23 protein-coding genes and 1 pseudogene are annotated in these 23,184 nt (G+C 50.6%); 22 read left to right on the top strand and 2 right to left on the bottom strand.

Annotated elements, in window-relative coordinates; genetic code table 11:
* Nucleotides 1–17: 17 nt before the first annotated feature.
* The 20 genes from atpA (at nucleotide 18) to spoIID (ending at nucleotide 19,878) form a co-directional block, all read left to right on the top strand.
* Entirely contained in the window at nucleotides 18–1,526 is a 1,509-nt protein-coding gene (atpA, locus tag WQ57_RS10690) for a F0F1 ATP synthase subunit alpha (RefSeq protein WP_046523759.1), read from the top strand.
* Nucleotides 1,527–1,606: 80 nt separating this feature from the next.
* Nucleotides 1,607–2,464 carry a F0F1 ATP synthase subunit gamma gene (locus WQ57_RS10685; protein ID WP_046523758.1) on the top strand — a complete coding sequence of 286 codons (858 nt, stop codon included), beginning with the start codon at nucleotides 1,607–1,609 and terminating at the stop codon, nucleotides 2,462–2,464.
* 70 nt (nucleotides 2,465–2,534) lie between these two features.
* On the top strand, nucleotides 2,535–3,956 hold the full coding sequence (gene atpD, locus WQ57_RS10680; protein WP_046523757.1) for a F0F1 ATP synthase subunit beta: 1,422 nt from the start codon (nucleotides 2,535–2,537) through the stop codon (nucleotides 3,954–3,956).
* Between the two features lie 22 nt (nucleotides 3,957–3,978).
* Nucleotides 3,979–4,386 carry a F0F1 ATP synthase subunit epsilon gene (locus tag WQ57_RS10675; RefSeq protein WP_046523756.1) on the top strand — a complete coding sequence of 136 codons (408 nt, stop codon included), beginning with the start codon at nucleotides 3,979–3,981 and terminating at the stop codon, nucleotides 4,384–4,386.
* A gap of 307 nt (nucleotides 4,387–4,693) precedes the next feature.
* Nucleotides 4,694–5,071 carry an NADH-quinone oxidoreductase subunit A gene (locus WQ57_RS10670; RefSeq protein WP_046523755.1) on the top strand — a complete coding sequence of 126 codons (378 nt, stop codon included), beginning with the start codon at nucleotides 4,694–4,696 and terminating at the stop codon, nucleotides 5,069–5,071.
* Nucleotides 5,062–5,574: a NuoB/complex I 20 kDa subunit family protein gene (locus WQ57_RS10665; RefSeq protein WP_046523754.1), complete on the top strand. Its 513-nt coding sequence runs from the start codon at nucleotides 5,062–5,064 to the stop codon at nucleotides 5,572–5,574. The genes WQ57_RS10670 and WQ57_RS10665 overlap by 10 nt, the downstream gene beginning before the upstream one ends.
* A 3-nt stretch (nucleotides 5,575–5,577) precedes the next feature.
* Nucleotides 5,578–6,993 (top strand): NADH-quinone oxidoreductase subunit C, encoded by a 1,416-nt coding sequence (locus WQ57_RS10660; protein ID WP_046523753.1) that lies wholly within the window; start codon nucleotides 5,578–5,580, stop codon nucleotides 6,991–6,993.
* A 3-nt stretch (nucleotides 6,994–6,996) separates the two neighbouring features.
* Complete coding sequence (locus tag WQ57_RS10655; RefSeq protein WP_046523752.1) at nucleotides 6,997–8,097, top strand: NADH-quinone oxidoreductase subunit D; 1,101 nt, start codon at nucleotides 6,997–6,999, stop codon at nucleotides 8,095–8,097.
* Complete coding sequence (gene nuoH, locus WQ57_RS10650) at nucleotides 8,097–9,104, top strand: NADH-quinone oxidoreductase subunit NuoH (RefSeq protein WP_046523751.1); 1,008 nt, start codon at nucleotides 8,097–8,099, stop codon at nucleotides 9,102–9,104. The genes WQ57_RS10655 and nuoH overlap by 1 nt, the downstream gene beginning before the upstream one ends.
* Before the next feature lie 16 nt (nucleotides 9,105–9,120).
* The gene (locus WQ57_RS26625) at nucleotides 9,121–9,279 is read left to right on the top strand and encodes a hypothetical protein (protein WP_156183114.1); all 159 of its coding nucleotides are present in this window, start codon (nucleotides 9,121–9,123) and stop codon (nucleotides 9,277–9,279) included.
* 51 nt (nucleotides 9,280–9,330) lie between these two features.
* Nucleotides 9,331–9,750: an NADH-quinone oxidoreductase subunit NuoI gene (nuoI, locus tag WQ57_RS10645; RefSeq protein ID WP_046523750.1), complete on the top strand. Its 420-nt coding sequence runs from the start codon at nucleotides 9,331–9,333 to the stop codon at nucleotides 9,748–9,750.
* Nucleotides 9,747–10,271: an NADH-quinone oxidoreductase subunit J gene (locus WQ57_RS10640; RefSeq protein ID WP_046523749.1), complete on the top strand. Its 525-nt coding sequence runs from the start codon at nucleotides 9,747–9,749 to the stop codon at nucleotides 10,269–10,271. Before nuoI ends, WQ57_RS10640 begins: the two co-directional genes overlap by 4 nt.
* The gene (gene nuoK / locus WQ57_RS10635; RefSeq protein ID WP_046523748.1) at nucleotides 10,268–10,582 is read left to right on the top strand and encodes an NADH-quinone oxidoreductase subunit NuoK; all 315 of its coding nucleotides are present in this window, start codon (nucleotides 10,268–10,270) and stop codon (nucleotides 10,580–10,582) included. Before WQ57_RS10640 ends, nuoK begins: the two co-directional genes overlap by 4 nt.
* A gap of 139 nt (nucleotides 10,583–10,721) precedes the next feature.
* Nucleotides 10,722–12,593 carry an NADH-quinone oxidoreductase subunit L gene (nuoL, locus tag WQ57_RS10630; RefSeq protein ID WP_046523747.1) on the top strand — a complete coding sequence of 624 codons (1,872 nt, stop codon included), beginning with the start codon at nucleotides 10,722–10,724 and terminating at the stop codon, nucleotides 12,591–12,593.
* On the top strand, nucleotides 12,590–14,095 hold the full coding sequence (locus WQ57_RS10625) for a complex I subunit 4 family protein (RefSeq protein ID WP_046523746.1): 1,506 nt from the start codon (nucleotides 12,590–12,592) through the stop codon (nucleotides 14,093–14,095). Before nuoL ends, WQ57_RS10625 begins: the two co-directional genes overlap by 4 nt.
* A gap of 7 nt (nucleotides 14,096–14,102) precedes the next feature.
* A complete protein-coding gene (gene nuoN / locus WQ57_RS10620; protein WP_046523745.1) occupies nucleotides 14,103–15,659 on the top strand; it encodes an NADH-quinone oxidoreductase subunit NuoN in 1,557 nt (518 codons plus the stop codon).
* 230 nt (nucleotides 15,660–15,889) lie between these two features.
* Nucleotides 15,890–16,126, top strand: coding sequence for a DUF1146 family protein (locus tag WQ57_RS10615; RefSeq protein WP_046523744.1), 237 nt, complete (start codon nucleotides 15,890–15,892; stop codon nucleotides 16,124–16,126).
* A gap of 243 nt (nucleotides 16,127–16,369) precedes the next feature.
* The gene (locus WQ57_RS10610; RefSeq protein WP_046523743.1) at nucleotides 16,370–17,113 is read left to right on the top strand and encodes a YwmB family TATA-box binding protein; all 744 of its coding nucleotides are present in this window, start codon (nucleotides 16,370–16,372) and stop codon (nucleotides 17,111–17,113) included.
* A 32-nt stretch (nucleotides 17,114–17,145) separates the two neighbouring features.
* Complete coding sequence (gene murA / locus WQ57_RS10605; RefSeq protein WP_046523742.1) at nucleotides 17,146–18,453, top strand: UDP-N-acetylglucosamine 1-carboxyvinyltransferase; 1,308 nt, start codon at nucleotides 17,146–17,148, stop codon at nucleotides 18,451–18,453.
* Nucleotides 18,454–18,846: 393 nt separating this feature from the next.
* The gene (gene spoIID / locus WQ57_RS10600) at nucleotides 18,847–19,878 is read left to right on the top strand and encodes a stage II sporulation protein D (RefSeq protein WP_046523741.1); all 1,032 of its coding nucleotides are present in this window, start codon (nucleotides 18,847–18,849) and stop codon (nucleotides 19,876–19,878) included.
* A gap of 556 nt (nucleotides 19,879–20,434) precedes the next feature.
* Here spoIID and WQ57_RS10590 read toward each other — a convergent pair.
* Together WQ57_RS10590 and WQ57_RS10585 are read right to left on the bottom strand one after the other, a co-directional pair.
* Complete coding sequence (locus WQ57_RS10590; protein WP_241481520.1) at nucleotides 20,435–20,893, bottom strand: nuclease-related domain-containing protein; 459 nt, start codon at nucleotides 20,891–20,893, stop codon at nucleotides 20,435–20,437.
* Nucleotides 20,894–21,188: 295 nt separating this feature from the next.
* Complete coding sequence (locus WQ57_RS10585) at nucleotides 21,189–21,677, bottom strand: VanZ family protein (RefSeq protein ID WP_479494827.1); 489 nt, start codon at nucleotides 21,675–21,677, stop codon at nucleotides 21,189–21,191.
* 53 nt (nucleotides 21,678–21,730) lie between these two features.
* Here WQ57_RS10585 and WQ57_RS10580 point away from each other — a divergent pair, with 53 nt between their 5' ends.
* Together WQ57_RS10580 and WQ57_RS10575 are read left to right on the top strand one after the other, a co-directional pair.
* Nucleotides 21,731–22,675 carry a stage II sporulation protein SpoIIQ gene (locus tag WQ57_RS10580; protein WP_046523737.1) on the top strand — a complete coding sequence of 315 codons (945 nt, stop codon included), beginning with the start codon at nucleotides 21,731–21,733 and terminating at the stop codon, nucleotides 22,673–22,675.
* 173 nt (nucleotides 22,676–22,848) lie between these two features.
* Nucleotides 22,849–23,184, top strand: a pseudogene (locus WQ57_RS10575) (IS3-like element ISBsp3 family transposase); the annotation flags it as partial.

Raw genomic sequence — 23,184 nt, 5'->3', positions numbered from 1 at the left:
AGATAGGGGTGAAACTCATGAGCATCAAAGCTGAAGAAATTAGTGCGCTGATAAAGTCGCAAATAGAAAACTATCAGGCGGAAATTCAAGTAAGTGATGTGGGTACAGTCATCTCCGTTGGTGACGGAATTGCCCGTGTTCATGGTCTTGATAACGCCATGGCTGGAGAACTTGTTGAATTTTCAAACGGCGTTATGGGTATGGCTCAGAACCTTGAGGAAAATAACGTTGGTATCATTATCCTTGGACCTTTCACGGAAATCCGCGAGGGCGATGAGGTCCGCCGCACGGGCCGCATCATGGAGGTTCCGGTTGGTGAGGAGCTAATCGGCCGCGTCGTGAACTCCCTTGGACAGCCAGTCGATGGCATGGGTCCAATCAATACAACGAAAACTCGTCCAATCGAGTACAATGCACCTGGCGTTATGGACCGTAAATCTGTTCATGAGCCATTGCAGACTGGTATCAAGGCGATTGACGCCCTTGTGCCAATCGGCCGCGGACAGCGTGAGCTGATCATCGGTGACCGCCAGACTGGTAAAACATCTGTTGCGATCGATACGATCCTGAACCAAAAGGGACAGGACATGATCTGTATTTATGTAGCCATCGGGCAGAAGGAATCGACTGTACGTAATGCCGTTGAAACTCTTCGTAAAAATGGCGCATTGGACTACACAATCGTCGTAACCGCTTCGGCTTCCCAGCCGGCACCGCTTCTGTACCTTGCTCCATATGCAGGTGTATCCATGGCGGAAGAATTCATGTACGAAGGCAAGCACGTTCTTGTCATCTATGATGACCTGACTAAGCAGGCAGCCGCTTACCGTGAGCTTTCCTTGCTGCTTCGCCGTCCTCCAGGCCGTGAAGCCTACCCAGGGGACGTATTCTATCTTCACAGCCGCTTGCTTGAGCGCGCTGCGAAGTTGAGCGATGCGAAAGGTGCAGGCTCGATTACGGCGCTTCCATTTATCGAAACACAGGCAGGGGACGTTTCTGCCTATATCCCGACAAACGTTATTTCCATCACAGATGGACAGATCTTCCTTCAGTCCGACCTGTTCTTCTCCGGCGTGCGTCCGGCGATCAACGCTGGTCTTTCCGTATCCCGTGTAGGTGGATCCGCGCAGATCAAAGCGATGAAGAAGGTTGCCGGTACACTGCGTCTGGACCTTGCGTCCTACCGTGAACTGGAAGCATTCTCCCAGTTCGGTTCCGACCTTGATGCAGCAACACAGGCGAAGCTGAACCGCGGTGCGCGTACAGTTGAAGTACTGAAGCAGGATCTGAACAAGCCGATTTCCGTAGAAAAGCAGGTTGCCATCCTTTATGCATTGACACGCGGCTTCCTTGACGATATTCCGGTAACGGACATCCGTCGTTTCGAAGCTGAATTCCATACATGGTTAGACCACAACCGCAAAGAAGTGTTAGACCATATCCGCACGACCAAGGAACTTCCAAAGGACGAAGATATGGCCGCTGCAATCAACGACTTTAAAAAGACGTTTGCGATTTCAGAATAATTTTAAAGTTGGCGCCTCATAATCTGGGGCGCTGACTTAAGAAATTTATCTAACATTTTCTAAAAGGGTGGTGAGAACCTATGGCATCTTTACGCGATATTAAAAACCGGATTAATTCGACGAAGAAGACGAGCCAGATCACCAAGGCGATGGAAATGGTGTCCTCCTCCAAATGGAACCGCGGAGTAATGAATGCGAAAGCATTCGTTCCTTACATGGAGAAAATCCAGGAAGTAACGGCCTCCATTGCAATGGGAAGCCAGGACTCCAATCATCCTATGCTTGTAAGCCGCCCGGTCAAGAAGACGGGTTATCTGGTCATCACGTCGGACCGCGGCCTTGCCGGTGCTTTTAACAGCAACGTCATCCGCCAGGTATTCCAGACAGTCAAAAGCCGCCATAAGTCGAATGACGAGTTCGCCATCATCGCCATCGGCAGGGTAGGCCGAGACTTTTTCATCAAACAGGGAATGAATGTCGTTCTTGATATCACAGGCGTGGCCGACCAGCCATCGTTCAGTGAAATCCAGGATATCACCAGCAGTGCTGTTGGCATGTTCTCGGACGGCACATTCGATGAACTGTTTGTGTACTACAGCCATTACGTTAGCGCCATTTCACAGGAAGTAACCGAGAAGAAGCTTCTTCCGCTGACGGACATTGAAGTTCCGACGAAACTTACTTCCTATGAATTCGAGCCGAATGCGGAAGAAATCCTTGAGGTTCTTTTGCCTCAATACGCGGAAAGCCTAATCTTCGGGGCATTGCTTGACAGCAAGGCCAGCGAACATGCCGCGCGCATGAACGCAATGAAGAACGCGACGGACAACGCGAAAGATCTAATCGGCCAGCTGAGCCTCAGCTACAACCGTGCCCGTCAGGCGGCGATTACGCAGGAAATCACCGAGATCGTCGGCGGCGCAGCAGCGCTAGAATAATTTTGATTAAAAACAGGGCGGGAGTGTCCTGTACGATATAGCAGGAAAGAGTACGATAGGAGGGAACAAGATGAACAAAGGACGCGTTCTCCAGGTTATGGGTCCGGTTGTTGACGTGAAGTTCGAAAGCGGCAGCCTTCCTGAGATCTATAACGCATTGAAGATCGTTAATAAAGCGCAGAATGAATCTGAAGTGGACATCGACCTAACCCTTGAAGTAGCCCTTCACTTGGGTGATGACACAGTGCGGACAATCGCGATGTCCTCAACAGACGGCCTTATGCGCGGCGTGGAGGTTGTCGACACAGGTGCGGCCATCTCCGTACCAGTTGGTGACGTAACACTTGGCCGTGTATTCAACGTTTTGGGAGAGACCATCGACCTTGACCCGGCCATTCCGGCTGATGCACGCCGTGACGCTATCCACAGGGAAGCGCCAACGTTTGAACAATTATCCACAGAAGTAGAAATTCTTGAGACTGGAATCAAGGTTGTTGACTTGCTTGCCCCTTACATCAAGGGTGGTAAGATCGGCCTCTTCGGCGGTGCCGGTGTAGGCAAGACCGTTCTTATCCAGGAATTGATCAACAACATCGCCCAGGAGCACAGCGGTATTTCCGTATTCGCTGGTGTCGGTGAGCGTACCCGTGAAGGAAATGACCTTTACTATGAAATGACTGATTCTGGCGTTATCAAGCAGACCGCGATGGTATTCGGCCAGATGAACGAGCCGCCGGGAGCGCGTATGCGTGTTGCCCTGACTGGTTTGACCATGGCGGAATATTTCCGTGACGAGCAAGGACAGGACGTTCTTTTCTTCATGGACAATATCTTCCGTTTCACACAGGCAGGTTCCGAGGTTTCCGCCCTTCTTGGCCGTATGCCATCCGCGGTAGGTTACCAGCCGACACTTGCTACTGAAATGGGTAAATTGCAGGAGCGGATCACATCTACTAACGTAGGTTCCGTTACTTCCATCCAGGCGATCTATGTACCAGCCGATGACTATACGGATCCGGCTCCGGCGACAACTTTCGCCCACTTGGATGCAACAACAAACCTTGAGCGTAAGCTTTCCGAAATGGGTATCTACCCGGCGGTGGACCCGCTGGCTTCTACTTCACGCGCGCTTTCTCCTGAGATTGTCGGCGAAGAGCATTATGAAGTGGCACGCCGCGTGCAGTCTACACTGCAGCGTTACCGTGAATTGCAGGATATCATCGCAATCCTTGGTATGGACGAGCTGGGTGACGAAGACAAGCTTGTCGTACACCGCGCCCGCCGCGTTCAGTTCTTCCTGTCCCAGAACTTCCACGTTGCCGAGCAGTTTACCGGCCAGCCTGGTTCTTATGTGCCAGTTAAGGAAACGGTTAAAGGCTTCAAGGAAATTCTTGATGGCAAGTATGACCACCTTCCAGAAGATGCGTTCCGCCTAGTCGGCCGTATTGAAGAGGTCATCGAGAATGCAAAACGCATGGGTGTAGAGGCCTAATCTCGGACCAGGAGGGTAAAAAATGAAGACGATGAAAGTCCATGTTGTTACTCCTGATGGACCGGTTTATGATTCAGAAGTGGAAATGGTCAGCACCAAGGCGCAGACAGGCGAACTTGGAATCCTGCCAGGCCATATCCCGATGGTTGCACCGCTGCAAATTGGTGCAGTTCGGTTAATGAAAGGTGTTAACACTGATTATGTCGCTGTCAGCGGAGGCTTCCTGGAAGTCCGTCCGGACACAGTCACGATCCTTGCCCAGACAGCTGAAAAATCGAGTGAAATTGACATTGAACGTGCTGTTCGTGCGAAAGAGCGTGCAGAACAGCGCCTGCGGGAACGCCAGCAGGAAAACATCGATTTCAAACGGGCCGAGCTCGCCTTGCAGCGCGCAATCAACCGGATCTCCATTGCACAGAGAAGAATATAGATTGAAGAAGCACCTTCCGCTATTGCGGGAGGTGTTTTTTGTTTGTGCGGTGTGAAATGAGGGGGGAGGAGATTAGTGCTTCTGGCCCTACCTCGCATTTCCAGGTCTAATCTTCGCATCCCAATTCATAACATGAACTAAGTCTACTAAAAAACAAAATTATTATGCAAAAAAATACACGCTGCACACAGGGGATATTTGGGAAAAAGGCAAAACGCTTTATCGACACTTTTTGGCAACAATGATATAATTGTTATCGGTTACATATTTTAATAGTAAGAAATTTTACAACAATGGGGGGATGGGCATGGAACTTTTGAACGTATATCAAAATAATTATTTGATCGTCTTTGTGTTCCTATGTCTCGGGATATTGCTGCCCGTGGTGGCACTGTTCGCAGCGAAGCTTCTGAGACCGCCGTACAAAGCGATCGAGTCGAAGTATACGACGTACGAGAGCGGAATGGAACCATTCCATGATGCCAGAGTGCAATTCAATGTCCGGTATTACGTGTTTGCCCTGATGTTCGTTATTTTTGATGTAGAAACAGTATTTTTGTATCCATGGGCGGTCGCCTATGAAAAACTAGGAATCTTTGCTTTGATTGAGATGCTGATTTTTGTTGTGATGCTCCTGATCGGGCTCATCTACGCATGGAAAAAGAAGGTGCTCAAATGGATTTAAAACTTTATGATGTGACAGATGCAGAGTATGAAGAAATTAAACAGAATATTCTTTTTACCTCGCTCGAGCAGGTAAAAGGCTGGGCGCGGAGCAACTCGCTCTGGCCGATGACATTCGGTCTTGCCTGCTGTGCGATCGAGATGATGGCCTCGAGTTCGGCGCATTATGACCTGGACCGTTTTGGGACATTCTACCGGAACTCGCCGCGCCAATCGGACGTCATGATCGTCTCGGGAACCGTGACAAAAAAGATGGCGCCAACCGTTCGCCGGCTGTATGACCAGATGGCTGAGCCTAAATGGGTCATTGCCATGGGATCCTGTGCGACTGCAGGCGGACCGTATGTAAAATCCTATTCCGTCGTCAAGGGCGTTGATCAGATTATCCCGGTGGATGTGTATATACCGGGCTGCCCGCCGAATCCGGCAGCCTTGATTTATGGAATCAATAAGTTAAAAGAGAAAATCCGTTACGAGGCGAAGACCGGGAAGAGGGTGATCTAACTCATGAGCGGGGAAAAGGATCTGGAACAGCTGAAGAAAGAGGCGGTCGCCAAGGCAAAAGCCGCAGCAGCCGCAAAGCGGAAGGCGAAGGAACTCGCTGAAAGCGGAAGTGCCAAGAATACCGTAGATGATGCAGACGACCTGGCAAGGCAAAAGGCCGAAGCCGTAGCGAAAGCGAAAGCGGCAGCCGCGGCGAAACGTAAGGAAAAGGAACTGGCTGAAAGCGGAAGTGCCAAGAGTACCGCAGATGATGCAGACGACCTGGCAAGGCAAAAGGCCGAAGCCGTAGCGAAAGCGAAAGCGGCCGCCGCGGCGAAACGTAAGGAAAAGGAACTCGCCGAAAGCGGGTCAGCAGAACCGGCAGCAAGCGATGAGGACGACCTGGCGAAAAAGAAAGCCGCCGCCGTAGCGAAGGCCAAAGCTGCCGCCGCAGCGAAACGCAAGGTGATGGAGCAGGCGGGGGAGAGCACGGAAGCTGGAGATGACGACCTGGCGAAGAAAAAAGCCGCAGCCGTAGCAAAAGCGAAAGCCGCAGCAGCAGCGAAACGCAAGGCGATGGAGCAGGCAGGGGAAAGTGCGGAAGCAGCGGAAGCTGGAGATGACGACCTGGAGAAGAAGAAAGCCGCAGCCGTAGCAAAAGCGAAAGCTGCCGCCGCAGCGAAACGCAAGGCAATGGAGCAGGCCGGGGAAAGCGGGTCAGCCGAGCCGGCAGCGAGTGATGATGACGACCTGGCGAAAAAGAAAGCTGCTGCCATAGCGAAGGCGAAAGCTGCCGCAGCAGCCAAGAAAAAAGCCGCAGAAGGCGCCGGAGATGGAGGCGATGATGCCAAGGCGAAAGCAATCGCCGCTGCCAAGGCAAAGGCCGCAGCAGCTGCTGCAGCAAAGGCCAAGGCTGGCGGAAAGGCCGCAGCCAGTGCGCCGGCAGAACCCGAACAGCCGTCGCCAAATCAGAAGTATCTGGATAAATATGTGAAAATCATCACTGAACACTTGGGTCCGGATGTTCTGGAAGATTCATATATTAATAAACTTTCCAAAGATGTGCCTACCCTGGTAGCCAAGCCGGAGTCGTATAAAAAAGTGGCTCAGTACCTGAAATACAATGAGAGCCTGGGCTTCGACTATCTTTCCGAGCTTCACGGCACCGACTTCCAGACTCACATGGAAGTGTATGTGCATCTCTATTCCTATAAAAACCGCCAGAGTGTGGCCCTCAAGGTCAAGCTGGACCGCGATGCGCCGGTGATCGATTCTGTGCAGCCGCTCTGGGCAGGGGCCGATTGGCCGGAGTGCGAAACATACGACCTGCTCGGCATCAAGTTTACTGGACATCCAAACCTCCGTCGCATCATGCTGGGTGAGGACTGGATCGGCCACCCATTAAGAAAAGACTACGAACCGTATGATGTGGAGGTGTAGCCGGTGATACGCACTGAAGAAATGCTCCTGAACGTTGGTCCGCAGCACCCGAGTACACACGGCGTATTCCGTCTCGTTTTAAAAATTGACGGTGAAATAATTATTGAAGCCAAGCCGGTCATCGGATATCTGCACCGCGGGACGGAAAAGCTCGCGGAGAACCTGCAGTTTACGCAGATTATTCCGTATACCGACCGGATGGATTACATATCGGCCATGACCAATAATTACGTCATCTGCCATGCGGCTGAAACGATGATGAACATCCAGGTGCCGGAAAAGGCAGAGTATTTGCGGATATTGGCCATGGAATTGAACAGGGTTGCCAGCCACCTGCTATGGTGGGGAACCTTCATTCTCGATTTCGGGGCGACGAGCCCGCTATTGTACGCGTTTCGTGACCGCGAGATGATTCTCAACCTGCTGAATGAGCTGTCTGGGGCGCGCCTGACATACAATTATATGCGCGTCGGCGGCGTGAAGTGGGATGCTCCTGAAGGCTGGCTGGAAAAAGTCCGTGACTTTGTTCCTTATATGAGGGAAGAGCTGAAAGGCTACCACCAGCTTGTGACCGGAAATGAAATCTTCCTGAACCGGACAAAAGGCGTCGGCAAATACAGTAAGGAAGACGCGATCAATTATTCCCTGAGCGGTCCGAACCTGCGCTCAACTGGCGTCAAGTGGGACCTGCGCAAGGATGAGCCGTATTCCATCTATGACCGTTTTGACTTTGATGTCGTCACCCGCGAGGATGGGGACGCGTATGCCCGCTATGAATGCCGCCTTGCCGAGGTGGAAGAATCACTGAAAATCATTGAACAGGCCGTGGAACAGTTCCCGCAGGAAGGGGAAATCATGGCCAAGGTACCAAAGATCCTCAAAGCGCCAAAAGGAGAAACATTTGTGAGGATTGAAGGGGCAAGAGGGGAAATTGGCTGCTATATTGCCGGAGACGGCAAGAAAGAGCCATACCGCCTGAAATTCAGGAGGCCGTCCTTCTACAACCTCCAAATCCTGCCCAAATTGCTAGAAGGAGAGAATATCTCCAACCTGATTGCTATTTTAGGAGCGGTTGACATCGTCCTAGGGGAGGTTGACGGCTAATGGTTCAGGATCTGCTTCACTCCAGTCCGGGACTGGCCAATTTCGGGATTTTCTTCCTGCTGGCCACTGTCCTTTTGCTTGTGATACTTGGATTTGTTACGTACGGAATCCTGGCTGAACGGAAAGTGCTCGGGTTCATGCAGGGACGTTACGGCCCGAACCATCTCGGGGGCCGCTGGGGCCTTTTGCAGACAGTTTCTGATGTATTGAAGCTGCTTTTAAAAGAAGACATCATCCCGAAAGCGGCGGACCGGCCATTGTTCATCATTGCACCGGTCATTGCGTTTGCGCCATCGTTCATGGTCATGGCGACGATTCCGCTGACGGACAATCTGCAATTCGCCGACCTTGGCATTGGCCTGCTGTATTACGTTGCCATATCAGGAATGTCGGTCGTCGGGTTCCTTCTTGGCGGCTGGGCTTCGAACAATAAATTCTCGCTGCTTGGCGGAATGCGGGCAGCATCACAGATGATCTCGTACGAAATCCCGCTTGTCATGAGTGTGCTCGGAATCATCCTGCTTACCGGAAGCCTGAACCTGAACGAGATTGTTGCCGCTCAGGAGGGTGTCTGGTTCATCCTGCTGCAGCCGGTGGCCTTCGTCGTCTTCTTCATCGCCGCAGTGGCCGAGCTGAACCGCGTGCCGTTTGACCTTGCTGAAGCGGAAAACGAACTGGTCGCCGGTTTCCATACCGAGTACTCCGGTTTCCGCTGGGCGATGTTTATGCTTGCCGAGTATGTGTATATGTTCGCGATGGCGTCCCTGATCACCGTGGTGTTCCTTGGCGGGTGGCTGCCGCTGCCGTTTTTGGGCTTCATTCCGGGGGCTGTCTGGTTCGCGCTCAAATTCAGCCTTGTCGTTTACATCCTGATTTGGTTCCGCGCAACATTCCCGCGGATTCGCGCCGACAAGCTGATAGAATTCGCCTGGAAAGTGCTGCTGCCAGTCGCGCTGGCCAACATCTTCCTGACCGCACTGATAAAAGAATTGCTGGAGCTTTTTTAAAGGGTGAACAGCCCTGTTGATTGGAGTGGAAGGCGCGAAGACTCCTGCGGGAGCAAGGGTCAGGGAAGACCCCACAGGCGCCACAGGCGCCGAGGAGGCTTCCCGGGCCGCCCGCGGAAAGCGAAGCGCCTGTAACGGAAATCAACAGTCTAATTTACTTCAGCTAAAAAACTAACAGGTGCAGCGCCATCGTGCGCTGGCACTCTTTCAAAAGGGGTGAACAAACGTGTTGGGATGGACAAAAGGATTAGCCTATACCCTTAAAAACCTGACGAAAGAAAAGGTTACCTACGATTACCCGAATGAACCACTGCCGCTGCCGGACAGGTTCCGCGGCATCCAGAAATTTTATCCGGAAAAATGCATCGTCTGCAACCAGTGTGCCAATATCTGCCCGACAGACTGCATCCAGTTGACAGGCAAGAAGCACCCTGATCCGACGAAAAAAGGAAAAATCATTGATACGTACGATATCAATTTTGAAATCTGCATCCTCTGCGACCTGTGCACAGAGGTATGCCCGACAGAGGCCATCGTGATGACCAATAATTTCGAGCTTGCCGAGTACAGCCGTGACGAATTGTTTAAGAACCTGGAATGGCTGGATGAAAACGACGAAAACGTTCGGAAGGAGAATAAGGCATGACGTTATCAGGTGAATTTTTGGCATTTATGTCACTAGCCATCGTGGCGGTCGTCGGCGGCATGCTGTTATTGAACCTGACGAAGGTCGTCCATATGGTGCTCGGGCTGTTTTTTACCTTTGCGAGCATTGCGGGAATCTTCATTTTGCTCAGCGCTGAATTCCTGGGAGTTGTCCAGATTCTTGTCTACTCTGGTGCGATTACGATCATCATGCTGTTCGGCATCATGCTGACGAGGCACCAGGACGAAGAGGAGCAGCCGACAGTAGGGGCCTGGAAGCGCGTGCTGCTGCTGATCGGCGTCCTCTCGTTTGGAGCACTCTTTTATATCGGGATTTATGGCCTGGACTTTGGCACAACGCCCGCTGCCCTTCATGTCAGCAATACGGAGCAAATTGGGATGGCCCTGTACAGGGACTTTGTGATTCCGTTCGAGCTGATGTCGGTGCTTCTGCTGGTCGCCCTTATAGGCGCAATTGTCCTGTCCCGCAAGGATGATGGAAAGGAGGCGGAAAAGCAATGAGTTCAGTCCCAATTACCGCCTTCCTCGCTCTTGCCTTGATTCTGTTTTGCATCGGCCTTTACGGGGCGCTGACGAAGCGGAATACCATCATCGTGCTCATTTCGATTGAATTGATGCTGAATGCGGTGAACATCAACCTGGTTACCTTCAGCAAGTACGGAATGACTCCGGCCATCACCGGCCAGGTATTCGCCGTGTTTGTCATCGCCGTAGCCGCCGCGGAAGTCGCAGTCGGAATTGCCATATTGCTGGCGCTGTACCGCAACCGCAGAACCGTCAACATCGACGAAATCAACACCATGAAACACTAATTGTTGCTTTACTTAACTAAAGAGTGCCTGACCCCCGGCGCGTTAATGTGGTAACGCGGCGGACAGCCCTTCACAGAGGGCACAATCTAGACGCGCGAAAAGAAAGAGGGCGCGTTCAAAAAAGGGGATTGTGATATACATGGAGAATGCTTGGCTCATTCCGCTTTTCCCGCTTTTATCGTTTGTCTTCCTCCTTCTGTTCGGCCGGAAGCTGAAAGAAGGCAGTGCGTATGCAGGGATTTTGCTGACCCTTGCCTCTTTGGTCTTTTCAGTGATCGTACTGGTGGAGCGTATGGCGGCGCCGGCCTCCTATAAAGCGGAAGCTGTCTGGCTCAAAATAGGCGAACTAGAGTTAACAGCGGGATTTGAGGTAAATCAGTTAAACGCGTTGATGCTGGTGATCGTGTCACTCGTCAGCTTTCTTGTACATACTTATTCAAAAGGCTATATGCATGGAGATGACAGGTTCCATGTGTTCTATGCCTATCTTGGGCTGTTCACGTTTGCGATGCTTGGACTCGTCCTGTCTCCGAACCTGCTGCAAACCTATATCTTCTGGGAGCTTGTCGGTGTTGGTTCCTTCCTGTTGATCGGCTTCTACTATTTCAAGAACGAAGCCAGGGCTGCCGCGAAAAAAGCGTTTATCATGACACGCATCGGCGATGTCGGACTGTTGATCGGGATGATCCTATTATTCTGGCAAGTTGGCAGTTTTGAATATGATGAAATCTTCGCAGCCGTGGAAGCAGGCAGTATTTCAGGGACAATGATTACCCTGACAGCGATCCTGATTTTTATCGGGGCGGTCGGGAAATCCGGCCAGTTCCCGCTGCATACCTGGCTTCCGGACGCGATGGAAGGTCCGACGCCTGTGTCGGCTTTGATCCATGCCGCGACAATGGTTGCCGCCGGTGTCTACCTCGTTGCGGCCACATTCCCGCTGTTCGCAGCGAGTGAAACGGCAATGATGACCGTCGCGATTATCGGTGCCTTCACGGCGATTTTTGCCGCCAGCATCGGCCTTGCACAGACCAATATCAAGCGGGTGCTTGCCTATTCGACGGTGAGCCAGCTTGGTTACATGATGCTCGCGCTTGGTTCTGCCGGCTATGTGGCGGGTGTGTTCCACCTGATGACGCACGCGTTTTTCAAAGCGTTGCTGTTCCTGGCAGCAGGAAGCGTGATTCATGCGCTCCATCATAAACAGAATATCGAAGAGATGGGCGGTTTATGGAAGAAGCTTCCGCTCACAGGTCCGCTGTTCCTGATGGGAACGCTGGCCATCTCGGGTGTGCCTTTGTTTTCGGGTTTTTTCAGTAAAGATGAAATCCTGATCGCCGTCTGGGCGCATGGCAACTATTTCTTGTTCATCCTGGCCGTAATTGCGGCATTCTTTACTGCTTTTTATATGTTCCGTTTGTTCTTTATGGTCTTTACGGGCGAAGCACGCAGCCCGCTGGGCAATGTCCAAGAGTCACCAGCCACGATGACGATGCCGATGGTCGTCCTTGGCGTCCTGGCGGTGGTTGCAGGTTATGTGAACACTCCGTGGTTCGGCACGTTCCTTGGCGACTGGCTGGTGGAAGGCAATGAAGCCCTCGGCCACGGCCACATCGAAGGCCCGGCCTGGATCATGATTGTGGCGACGCTGGTTTCCTTGGCAGGGATTTTCCTGGCCTATCTTATGTATTATAAAAAAAGCCTTGCCCGCGACTGGTTTACAAGCCGCGCGCCAATTACGTACAGCATCGTCCGCAACAAGTATTTTATCGACGAGTTTTACAATCTTTCCGTTGTCTACGCCACCAGGTCGGTTTCGCTGTTCCTGCGTTTCATCGAGCTGTTCCTTGTTGAAGGCCTGATGAAGCTAGTGGCGGGAGTGGTCTCCTTGCTTGGAAAATCAGGCTCTAGGTTCCAGAACGGACAGATCCAGACGTATGGAATGGCAGCATTCCTCGGACTTGCTGTTCTGTTGCTCATCTTTGCGCTCACAGGGGGGTATATAGGATGAATAGTATTTATTTAAGCCTTTTAGTTCTCTCCCCTCTGCTGGGCATTGTGCTGCTTGCGTTCATGCCGAAGACCGGTGAAAAGGGCATCAAGCTCGTCGGCGTCCTGGCGACTTTGCCGGCAACGGTGCTTGCCTTGCTTGCCTACTTTTCCTACCAGGGAGGGAAGGACCTGGCCGATTACGGCGAGAAAGTCCGCTGGATGCAGTTCGGCAGCTTTGGGCAGCTCGACCCGAACCTTTTTACCGTCTATTACGAGCTAGGCCTTGACGGCTTCTCGCTCCTGATGGTCGTCCTGACTGCAGTGCTCGCGAGCCTGGCTGCACTGGCTTCTTTCCATATTAAACGAGAGTGGAAAGGGTATTTCATGCTGTTCTTGCTGCTTGAAATCGGGATGCTTGGTGTCTTTACCGCCCAAAACCTGATTCTGTTCTTCCTGTTCTTTGAAATCACCCTGATTCCGATGTTCTTCCTGATTGGCAAATGGGGCTATTTTAACAAGGAAAAAGCGGCCTACAGCTTCCTTGTCTACAACGGACTGGGATCGGCGGTCCTCCTGATCGTCATCATGGTGCTGTTTGCGAAAACAGGGACTTCCAATATCGAAGCCTTGAAAGTATTCCTGAATACAGAGGGGGCCCAGCTTCCGACGCCAGTCTCTGATTCTGTTAAAATGGGACTTTTGATTGCGCTGCTGATCGCCTTTGGCGTCAAGCTGCCAATCTTTCCGCTCCACAGCTGGATGCTGCGGGTGCACGTGGAAGCACCGCCATCGATTGTTATGCTGCACTCGGGCGTGCTTCTGAAAATCGGTGCCTACGGTTTAATCCGCTTCGGAATGGGCATTTTTCCGGAACAGTTTGCGGAGCTTGCCGTGCTGATTGCCGTTCTGGGTGTGGTGAACCTTCTTTACGGAGCGTTCCTGGCCTTTATCCAGACGGATTTCAAGATGGTCCTTGCTTACTCTTCTATTTCCCATATGGGCATCGTGCTAATCGGATTGGGAGCGAATAACGAAGCGGGAATACAGGGAGCGATCTTTCAGGTTGTGTCCCACGGCCTGATTTCGGCGCTGCTGTTCTTCCTTGTCTCCGTGCTGTACGAGCGCGTGCATACAACGAATATCAACAACCTTGGCGGGCTCGCGAAAGGTATGCCGCTAACGGCAGGATTCCTTCTTGCAGGTGCGATGGCTTCGCTCGGCCTTCCGGGTATGAGCGGATTCGTCAGCGAGTTCATGGCGTTCCTTGGGCTGTTCAGGGAAATGCCGATTCTTGCTGCCGTCGGCTGCATCGGGATCATCATGACCGCTGTCTACCTGCTGCGGGCCGTCCTGGCGATCACCTACGGCCGTTCGGACCGCCAGTATGCGGGCATCTCCGACCTGAGATCGTTTGAATGGGCGCCAGTTCTTGTGCTTATCGGATTGATTGTCCTGATCGGCGTGTATCCGGCCGTGCTCAGTCAGCCGTTAGAGTCCATTGTTCTAGGGTTAGGAGGGTGATGAAAAGATGGATTTAGAAACATTGCTATCGTTTGAATGGAGTTTGATGACACCGGAATTCATCGTTTTGATCGTTGCCACGCTCCTGACGCTGCTTGACTTGTTTTTGCCGAAGAAGTTCAACCGCAACCATCTTGGGTGGATTGGCCTGGCGGGAATCCTGCTTGCGCTTGTCAGTGTGTTCGGCCTGATCGGCAGGGACCCAGGCTCGATTTTATATGACACCTTCCGCCTCGACTCGTTCGCGAAAGCTTTTAAAATCCTGCTCTTGGCAGGGTCGGCGCTCGTGTTTTTGCTGGCCATCGATTACGAGCCGAAGGAAGGGCGCGGCGAATACCGCGGCGAATTCTTCTACTTGTTCCTGACGGCTTTGCTCGGCGCCATGATCATGTCGTCAAGCGGCGATTTGATCACCTTGTTCGTCGGCCTTGAGCTGCTCTCGATTTCTTCATATATTCTTGCTGGCTTGCGCAAGACCAATGTGAAGACGAATGAATCGGCGATGAAGTACGTGATCAACGGAAGCATTTCAACAGCAATCCTGCTGTTCGGAATGAGCTATGTGTACGGAATTACCGGTACAACCAACCTGAAGGCCATGGCGGGCATGCTGTCGACGGTCAGCGATCCTCAGCATCTGTACCTGCTCGGCCTGGCGTTCTTCATGATTTTTGTCGGGCTGTCATTCAAGATTGCGGCCGCTCCGTTCCATATGTGGGCACCGGATGTGTATGAAGGCTCACCGACTCCGGTCACTGCCTTCCTTAGCGTGGTTTCCAAGACCGCAGGCTTCATCATTGTCATCCGTATCATGCTGTCCATCTTTGCGGCGGTGCCAACAGGCGATGAAGGCTTTCCGATGCTGTTCGCACTTCAGGATTATATCGGCTTCCTTGCCGGTGCAACCATGATCATCGGAAACGTAGTTGCACTGCGGCAGCGCAATATCAAGCGACTGTTTGCCTACTCAAGCATCGCGCATGCCGGGTACATCCTGGTCGCTTTTACGGCGATGTCCTACGTGATGTTTGACAGCATCTGGTTCTACCTGCTGGCCTACCTGTTCATGGGGATGGGTGCGTTCGCGGTCATCCAGCTGATCACGGCAAAAGAAGGTTCAGAAGATATCAGCCATTTTGCCGGACTGTATCAGCGTTCGCCGGTCTTGGCGGTAACAATGGCCATTTTCCTTCTGTCGCTTGCCGGTATTCCTGGAACGGCCGGCTTTATTGGCAAGCTGAACATTTTCCTGGGCGCGCTCATGGTCAACCCATCACATTATGTGCTTGCCTCGATCATGATTGCGACAACGGTTGTGTCTTATGTGTATTACTTCGGCATCATGACACAGATGTTCTTCAGGCCGGCAGCCGGGCTGGCAAGGGCAGAAGCGGCAGCAACAGTACAGGGGGAAGTGCCGGCAGCCAGGCGGAGGCTTCCAACCGGAACAACCGCTGTCATCATCATCTGCGCGGCGGCAACCATCCTGTTCGGAATCCTGCCGCAGCTCGCGTTTGACTTCCTGCAGTCAAACTTCAATCAGTTTATTGATTTCATGCAATGATATGATTGTGCCCAGGTTGGGGGACCTGGGCCTGTTACACAAAACAAAGGGGTTTTATAGAATGTACAGAAGGAAGCCGGCTTGGGGGAGCCGGTTTTCTTTTTTTAAAAAATAAAGTTTGGGGAAGTGAAACTTTTCAGGTGTTCCTCCGTCTATTAGAAAGGGGAGTGTACGTGGCTTAAGCTCAGTCCACAACCCCGTATGATCCAGCTGAAAGGGGTGACTGAGCCGTGGTGACAAATTTTGGCCCGCAGGCTTTGCTTAGCATCGTTTCACATTTGGTTTTCATAGCTTTGGCATGGTGGGCGCTGCAGGCATTGAACTTCGATAAATTCCTGAGGGCAGGCCGTGTGCTTCAGGCGAGAGTGCTATACATAATGCTTTCGATTTTCCTTGGTTCGGCCGTCAGCAGCTTTTTCTTGGATTATCTGCTCTGGTCGAGGCAGCTGCCGGCGGTTTTCCAGTAATTGCTGCCTCGATTTTACTTAAATTAGGTAATAATACATGTTTTCAAAAAGGCTTTTTTTAAGTATGATGGTTATTGGATTGTGTTTTTCATTGTGAGAAAGTGCGCAATCTGTCCTTTAGACTAAACGCCTGGGCAGGTTGTCCGAAAGCCGGCGGGCCAATTGTCAAAAAGTGACGAGAATTCCCAAGTATGCTCCTTCCCATCCTGGTAAAAATGGTACTAAGGGAGAGGGGATAGGAATATGCATAGAATTCTTTGGACTTTATCAATTTTTGGCATGATTGGTTTTATTGTGCTCCAAGCCGGGAATAGGACGACTGTGGCAAACGTGGACCAAGAGCTAGCGACCATGGCCTCAGTCTTGAAGGACGAACATATTTTAATCAATGAGTGGTCTTTATATGCAAGAAATGAAATGAAGGATGTCAAAGAACAGGCGGACCAGGAAAAACTGGCTGCTGAATTGCAAGCCAAATTCCCGAATTGGTCATGGGAAGAAACAGCAGAAGGACAACAGCAAAGCCTTACCGCAACATCTGTTTCTTCTGGCTATACAGAAAAGATCACGATCACATCATCAGGCGAATCCGGCCATTTACGTACATATGTATTGTATGAGGTCAGAGGTCATTCATGGGACAGACGATCAGAGTCTTTTTTAAATGAGGAATGGCAAAACAGATTATTTGACATTTTTCGAGGCAATTATACAACTTTTTCTTGTATCAAAGGTGAAATCAGTGATATGATTGGTTCGTCTTTGCCTAATTACATGAACGGACTTTTAGAGGCATTTAACGCGGAAGAAGTGGAGGCCCTTGAGGAGGAAACCTTCATCTCGACATCCGCCTATTCACCGCTATTTTCCGGAAAATTAAGCAAGGACCATGGTATGAATTTGCAACTTGGACTCAGGAAACCAGACGGAATGGGCGGTAAGACTACCGTTGTAGTTGGCACACCCATCATTACGATTGAATATTAATATAGAGAAATTGGACGCGGAGGGGAATACATTTGGAAAAAATCATCGTCCGCGGCGGAAGAAGGCTAAGCGGCACTGTTAAAGTAGAAGGAGCAAAAAATGCCGTACTGCCTGTTATCGCTGCAACATTATTAGCAAGTGATGGAAAAAGTGTAATTCGTGATGTGCCGACTCTCTCCGATGTATATACGATCAACCAGGTACTCCGTGCTTTAAACGCAGATGTGGAGTTTGAAAATAATACGATTGTTGTCGATGCATCCAGAGAGTTGAAAATTGAGGCACCATTTGAATATGTACGTAAAATGCGTGCTTCTGTACTAGTTATGGGATCATTGCTGGCGAGGAATGGCCGTGCCCGCGTGGCATTGCCTGGCGGCTGCGCAATTGGTTCCCGTCCGATTGACCAGCACCTCAAGGGCTTCGAAGCAATGGGTGCAACTGTAAAAGTCGGAAACGGCTTTATCGAAGCCGAAGCACCGGAAGGCCTCCATGGCGCGAAAATTTACCTCGACTTCCCGAGCGTAGGCGCAACGGAGAACATCATGATGGCCGCTGTCCTTGCGAAAGGCACGACAATCATGGAGAACGTCGCCAAGGAACCTGAGATTGTCGACCTTGCCAACTTCCTGAACAAAATGGGAGCCAAGGTACGCGGTGCAGGTACAGGCACCATCCGCATCGAAGGCGTGGAAATACTGTTCGGTGCCGAGCACAACATCATTCCAGACCGGATCGAAGCAGGAACCTTCATGGTCGCTTCAGCAATTACAGGCGGAAATGTCCTTGTAAGGGGAGCCGTTCCGGAACATTTATCTTCCTTGATTGCGAAGATGGAAGAAATGGGTGTCATGATTGAAGAGGAAGAAGACGGTCTGCGCGTCATCGGCCCGGACATCCTGAAAGCTGTTGACATCAAAACGATGCCGCACCCAGGATTCCCGACCGATATGCAATCCCAGATGATGGCATTGCTGCTGCGTGCCCAGGGAACTGGCATGATCACCGAGACTGTGTTTGAAAACCGATTCATGCATGTGGAAGAATTCCGCCGCATGAACGCGCAAATCAAAATCGATGGCCGCTCTGTCATTGTCAACGGACCATCCAACCTGCAGGGAGCAGAAGTCGCTGCAACCGACCTTCGTGCGGCTGCCGCTTTGATCCTGACTGGCCTTGTGGCTGACGGAGTGACCCGCGTAACCGAACTGAAGCATCTTGATCGCGGCTACGTAGGCTTCCATGACAAGCTCGCCGCCCTTGGCGCTGACATTGAGCGCGTAACCGAAGCGGACGAAGTAGAAGTACCAGAAACCTTCGTAACAGACATGAACGCTTAATTAAATAGAAACGTCCTGTTAAAACCGGAGAATCATGCGAGTGTAAAGCATTGTTCTGCGGTTTTAACATTTTAACAAGGGAACGCTTCACCGTGTCGGGGGTCAGGCACCGTTTAGTGCTTTAGTGCACTGGGGGTCAGGCACCCTTTAGTGCACTGCCGTATTGAGGGTCAGGCACGCTTTAGTGGAGTGAAGGTGCTGTATTTCATTGTATGGGGATTATGCTTATTAAATTCGTGGAAATGTGGTATGTGCGGCAATTGACAGAAAATAGACGAGCTTGTCTTTGGCGGCATTTTGACTGGAGATTGCTGTCATAAATGCTTGTCCTTGCCCATAGGATGTATGGAGACGGGGAGTTCCCGTGTTAATCCTGTTCTATGGAGGCCGTTTATGTCAAAAATCAATCCACTCTTCGTACTAGCAGCCGTTCTTTTCACCGTCATCCTCCTGATCCCCACGATGCTTGTTCTTCCATTTATGGAAGGCAAAACAAACGGAAAGCTGGCTGAGGATATCCAGCAGCCTGCCAGCACTCCCGCAGCCAAGGGCCCGTCTGCTGATTCTGCGGTGGAGGTGGCCGTGTTCCGCACCGCCCAATCGTCACTGGAGAAGCTGCCGCTCGATGAATACCTGATTGGCGTCGTTGCTGCTGAAATGCCGGCCGAGTTCGAGCTGGAGGCTCTGAAGGCACAGGCGCTTGCTGCAAGGACTTACTATGTCAAACAAATCATGGGAGGCGGAGGGGGCAAGCTTCCCCAGGGTGCCCAGGTGACCGATTCCGTGGCCCATCAGGTTTTTAAAAACAGGGATGAACTGAAGCAGCTGTGGGGTTCGGCTTATAGCTGGAAGATGGAGAAAATTACTGAAGCCGTCAGGGCGACGGATGGTCAGATTTTAACGTATGAAGGCGCACCAATCGACGCAACATTCTTTTCGACGAGCAATGGGTTTACCGAAAACTCGGAGGATTACTGGCCTAATGCGTTTCCCTATCTGAGGAGCGTCGAAAGCCCATGGGATGTTGGCACACCGAAATACACAAGCCAGACGGCGATGCCGGTGAGCGAGTTTGAAAGGAAGCTGGGCGTCAAGATTAACGGGAACGGGGAAATCGGCAAGATTACCGAACGGACCGCCGGCAACCGGGTCGCCAAGATCGAGATTGGCGGCAAAACCTTGACCGGGAAGGTTGTCCGTGAAAAGCTCAGCCTGAGGTCCAGTGATTTCAACTGGTCCCTTAAAGGCAGCCAGGTTGTCATCGAGACAAAAGGCTTTGGCCACGGCATTGGCATGAGCCAGTATGGAGCCAACGGAATGGCAGCCGAAGGGAAGAGCTATAAGGAGATCGTCCAGCACTATTACCAGGGCATTGAAATTGCATCGGCGGAGAAGGCGCTGACGAAGGTGATGGCGAGGAAGTAGGTTCATATGATAGGAATGCCAGGGCTATAGGGCCCTGGCTTTTTATTTTAAGCGGTGGTAACGTTCCTCCAGTTGGAAAAGAAAGTCTTCCGGCCGGTGATAGACTCGGCCTTTCTTCTCGCAAGAGTACGGGAGATTCAATGAAGAGAGCATCTTGTTGGCCGTTTTGACAGAGTCGACGCCAATGAATTCACGAAACTCCCGGTTGGAGATAGTTGCCCTTTCTAGCAGAAAATAATCCAGAAGGGCATCTTGATAGGCATTTTTTGAATGGGCGAAGCAATGGGGGCAAACAAAGACTCTATCTTTGCGCATCATTTTGTAGGCAGAGCAGAAGGGACACCTGACTCCGCGGATAAGTTCTTCCGGTGATAGGCCATATGTCTTTTGTAGATTAGGATAATGCGGTGTGTGGTCCTTAAGCAGGTGTCTTGAGATTTTTTTAATTTCACGGTCGGTGAGGGTGTCTTTCGTAGAGCGAGACGTAAGCTGCAGGATTTTATTTTTAAGATTTTCAGCCTTGCAAAGTTGTTTTAGTATGGAGGGCTCCGTTGTCTTAATGAGTGCAGATGGGTGGCTGAGGACGACGAGGGGAATGATGCAAGTGGTGGCTCTTCAACCAGGCGTGCAGCTTGTCCCTATGCTCGTTCACCTGGATGATTGGGTGTTTATAGCCTTTCTCACCATAGCTGGAAGTCTGGCTGAATTGTTCCTGGTCAATATGAAGATCACCAGAGTTGTTTTTTGTTTCTAGTAAAAGAAGGTATTTGCGAGAAAGAATGGCTGTGTCGATTTGAAAGTGATGATGTCCGTTGAGGAGACGCAAACCGCGAAAAATGGAGTGATTCTTATCGTCAAGGAATTGTGAGTGGAAGTCTGTGGTCACCTCACCCCGATACCCCGACATAAAACGGCGGATATCCTTTTCAATGAGGGGGATTTTAGGGTGATTTCCATATAGACGGGGAACCAGTGCGAGGCCAAAGTGGACGATTATGGGGATCAAACGAGGCATAATAATCAAAAAGAACCCTCCTTAGTATATATAAGGAGGAAAATTCACCAATTAAACGTAATTACCTGCACTATGGAGCATAAAAATGTGACAATTTTATTGCCGGGGGTATGTTTTAATCCCCGTACAGGGAATAAAAATGACATTTTGAAAATTTATTCCCCCTAAGTGCAGTTTTATTCCCCGTAAAAGAGCTTTTATTCCCCCTAAGGGATGATATATTCCCCCTACAGAGAATAAACCCAGCACGCCAGACGGTTATATTCCCTGTAGGGGGAATAAAATCCGGCCCAATCTAACGCACGCGCTCCCGCAACCCCTTCAGCCACTCCCCAAGCTTCCCGAACTTCCCGCTAAAATACGCGTGGTGCATAAAGTGCGAGAATGCGAGCACGCCGATGGTGTCTTTTACAAAGTCGATTAGCGTCGCAGAGCGATAAGGCACAAAGGATTGGTGAATTTCATCCACCAGCCCGTACAGAATCGCCACTCCCATGAAAATAAAGCTCATCGCCGGACGGAAATCACGAAGCGTCAGACCCGCGAGAAACAGCAGCGCGTACAGAATGCCAAATTCAACAAGGTGGAGCGACTCCTTGATAAAGCGGTCAACACCCTGATCAGGCAGGGCGACCACCGCGTCAGCAGGCATGCTCGACAGCACCCAGATCAGCGCCATATATAGGAAAGGCAGCAGCCTGAAAAAAACTTTCATAAAAAAACCTCCATGCATGCATAATTTAAATTCCTTTGTCGAAAAATAAGCGGTAAAAAATTTTTCCAGTCTATGTATATATTTTTTCGCATCTGTTCAGAATGATTGCTGAGGTGATGAAAATGAGAGAGGAAAAATCTTCTCAAGACAAAAGCTTTAAGCGCTTTTTCAAGAAGCGGTGGGTGTACCCAGCAGTTTATCTATCAAGTGCCGCACTCATTCTAACAGGTGTTCTCTGGTATTCAAACGGCGGTGAAGAGAAAATCGACCAAGCCGGAGAAGTTCCTGGCAGAGGCTTCCAAGAGCAGCCAGCCGTCGAAGTAAACAGGTCCCTGGAAAATTTCGTAATGCCACTTTCGGATGCCGAGAACTCTGTCATTAAAATGCAATTCTATGATAATGACAGTGACAAGGCTGAACAGGAAGCGTCCCTAGTTGTTTACAATAACCAGTACCACCCGAACACCGGAATTGACATCGCTGCCAAGGACGGCAAGGAATTTGATGTCATTGCATCGCTGAGCGGTGAAGTAGTCACAGTCAAGGAAGACACATTGCTTGGCAATGTGGTCGAAATTGAGCACGACAATGGAATTGTAACACAGTATCAGTCAATTAAAAATATCAAAGTTAAAGCGGGCGACATGGTCGAGCAGGGCGACAAATTCGCGACTGCCGGCACAAGCGTTTTCAATGAAAAAGCAGGCGTCCATGTACACTTTGAGATCCGCAAAGACGGAATCCCAGTGAATCCTCTTGACTATTTTGACAAGCCGCTGAGCTCTTTGGAAGAAGCAGAAATTGCTCCTGAAAGCAACTCCGGCAAGGACGAAGCAGGTTCCCAGCTTGAAGAAGGAACTGAAACTGGCGAAGATGCTTCAATGGAAGAAGACACTGAAACTTCAACAGAAGAAGGCACCGAGACAGGTGAACAAACTTCAACTGACGAAGAGCCAACAACCGAAGAGCCAACAACCGAAGAGCCAACAACCGAAGAGCCAACGGAAGAAACTCCAGCTGAAGACGACAAAGACTCTGCTGAAGACACAGACTCCAGCAACTCTTAAAAATCAGTTTGTTGATACCCTTACGCCCTATGGAATAAATCAAAAAGACCCGCAGCAAATGAACTATACCCCGAATAATGGACGCTTTGAAAAAGCCCGTTATTCGGGTTTTTTGTGTCTATAATGACCTAGCCCGTTTATAATCAAATCAGGGATATAGACGGAGGAACGAAATGAGTAAAATAATATTCAATGAACATCAAATGAAACTGTTGGAGAACAATGAGAATGTTGACCATGTTTCTGAAAGGTCAATTGCTTATACACCAGCGTTCAAAATTAAGGCCGTTAAAGAAAACCTTGAAGGGAAAGCTCCCTCTCAAATATTTATAGAAAACGGTTTTGAAATCGAAATAATCGGGGCGGAAAAACCTAGATCCTGCCTGAAGAGGTGGAGGAAAACTTTTAAACAATTTGGGGAAGAAGGGTTCCTTACAGAACGAAGAGGAAAAGGAAGTACTGGGAGGCCTACCTCAGAGGAGGTCTCAGTTGAAGACAATCTAAGGAAA

The organism is Mesobacillus campisalis, from assembly GCF_000986785.1.
Lineage (GTDB): Bacteria > Bacillota > Bacilli > Bacillales > Cytobacillaceae > Mesobacillus_B > Mesobacillus_B campisalis.
The sequence above is the reverse complement of the archived record's forward strand: the minus strand, read 5'-3'. Positions and strand labels throughout refer to the sequence as shown.

What these genes read in the sequence shown, in the direction of transcription:
- atpA (WP_046523759.1), top strand. Translation starts at nt 18, where the DNA reads ATGAGCATCAAAGCTGAAGAAATTAGTGCGCTGATAAAGTCGCAAATA.
- WQ57_RS10685 (WP_046523758.1), top strand. Translation starts at nt 1,607, where the DNA reads ATGGCATCTTTACGCGATATTAAAAACCGGATTAATTCGACGAAGAAG.
- atpD (WP_046523757.1), top strand. Translation starts at nt 2,535, where the DNA reads ATGAACAAAGGACGCGTTCTCCAGGTTATGGGTCCGGTTGTTGACGTG.
- WQ57_RS10675 (WP_046523756.1), top strand. Translation starts at nt 3,979, where the DNA reads ATGAAGACGATGAAAGTCCATGTTGTTACTCCTGATGGACCGGTTTAT.
- WQ57_RS10670 (WP_046523755.1), top strand. Translation starts at nt 4,694, where the DNA reads ATGGAACTTTTGAACGTATATCAAAATAATTATTTGATCGTCTTTGTG.
- WQ57_RS10665 (WP_046523754.1), top strand. Translation starts at nt 5,062, where the DNA reads ATGGATTTAAAACTTTATGATGTGACAGATGCAGAGTATGAAGAAATT.
- WQ57_RS10660 (WP_046523753.1), top strand. Translation starts at nt 5,578, where the DNA reads ATGAGCGGGGAAAAGGATCTGGAACAGCTGAAGAAAGAGGCGGTCGCC.
- nuoH (WP_046523751.1), top strand. Translation starts at nt 8,097, where the DNA reads ATGGTTCAGGATCTGCTTCACTCCAGTCCGGGACTGGCCAATTTCGGG.
- WQ57_RS10640 (WP_046523749.1), top strand. Translation starts at nt 9,747, where the DNA reads ATGACGTTATCAGGTGAATTTTTGGCATTTATGTCACTAGCCATCGTG.
- nuoK (WP_046523748.1), top strand. Translation starts at nt 10,268, where the DNA reads ATGAGTTCAGTCCCAATTACCGCCTTCCTCGCTCTTGCCTTGATTCTG.
- nuoL (WP_046523747.1), top strand. Translation starts at nt 10,722, where the DNA reads ATGGAGAATGCTTGGCTCATTCCGCTTTTCCCGCTTTTATCGTTTGTC.
- WQ57_RS10625 (WP_046523746.1), top strand. Translation starts at nt 12,590, where the DNA reads ATGAATAGTATTTATTTAAGCCTTTTAGTTCTCTCCCCTCTGCTGGGC.
- nuoN (WP_046523745.1), top strand. Translation starts at nt 14,103, where the DNA reads ATGGATTTAGAAACATTGCTATCGTTTGAATGGAGTTTGATGACACCG.
- WQ57_RS10610 (WP_046523743.1), top strand. Translation starts at nt 16,370, where the DNA reads ATGCATAGAATTCTTTGGACTTTATCAATTTTTGGCATGATTGGTTTT.
- spoIID (WP_046523741.1), top strand. Translation starts at nt 18,847, where the DNA reads ATGTCAAAAATCAATCCACTCTTCGTACTAGCAGCCGTTCTTTTCACC.
- WQ57_RS10590 (WP_241481520.1), bottom strand. Translation starts at nt 20,893, where the DNA reads ATGCCTCGTTTGATCCCCATAATCGTCCACTTTGGCCTCGCACTGGTT.
- WQ57_RS10580 (WP_046523737.1), top strand. Translation starts at nt 21,731, where the DNA reads ATGAGAGAGGAAAAATCTTCTCAAGACAAAAGCTTTAAGCGCTTTTTC.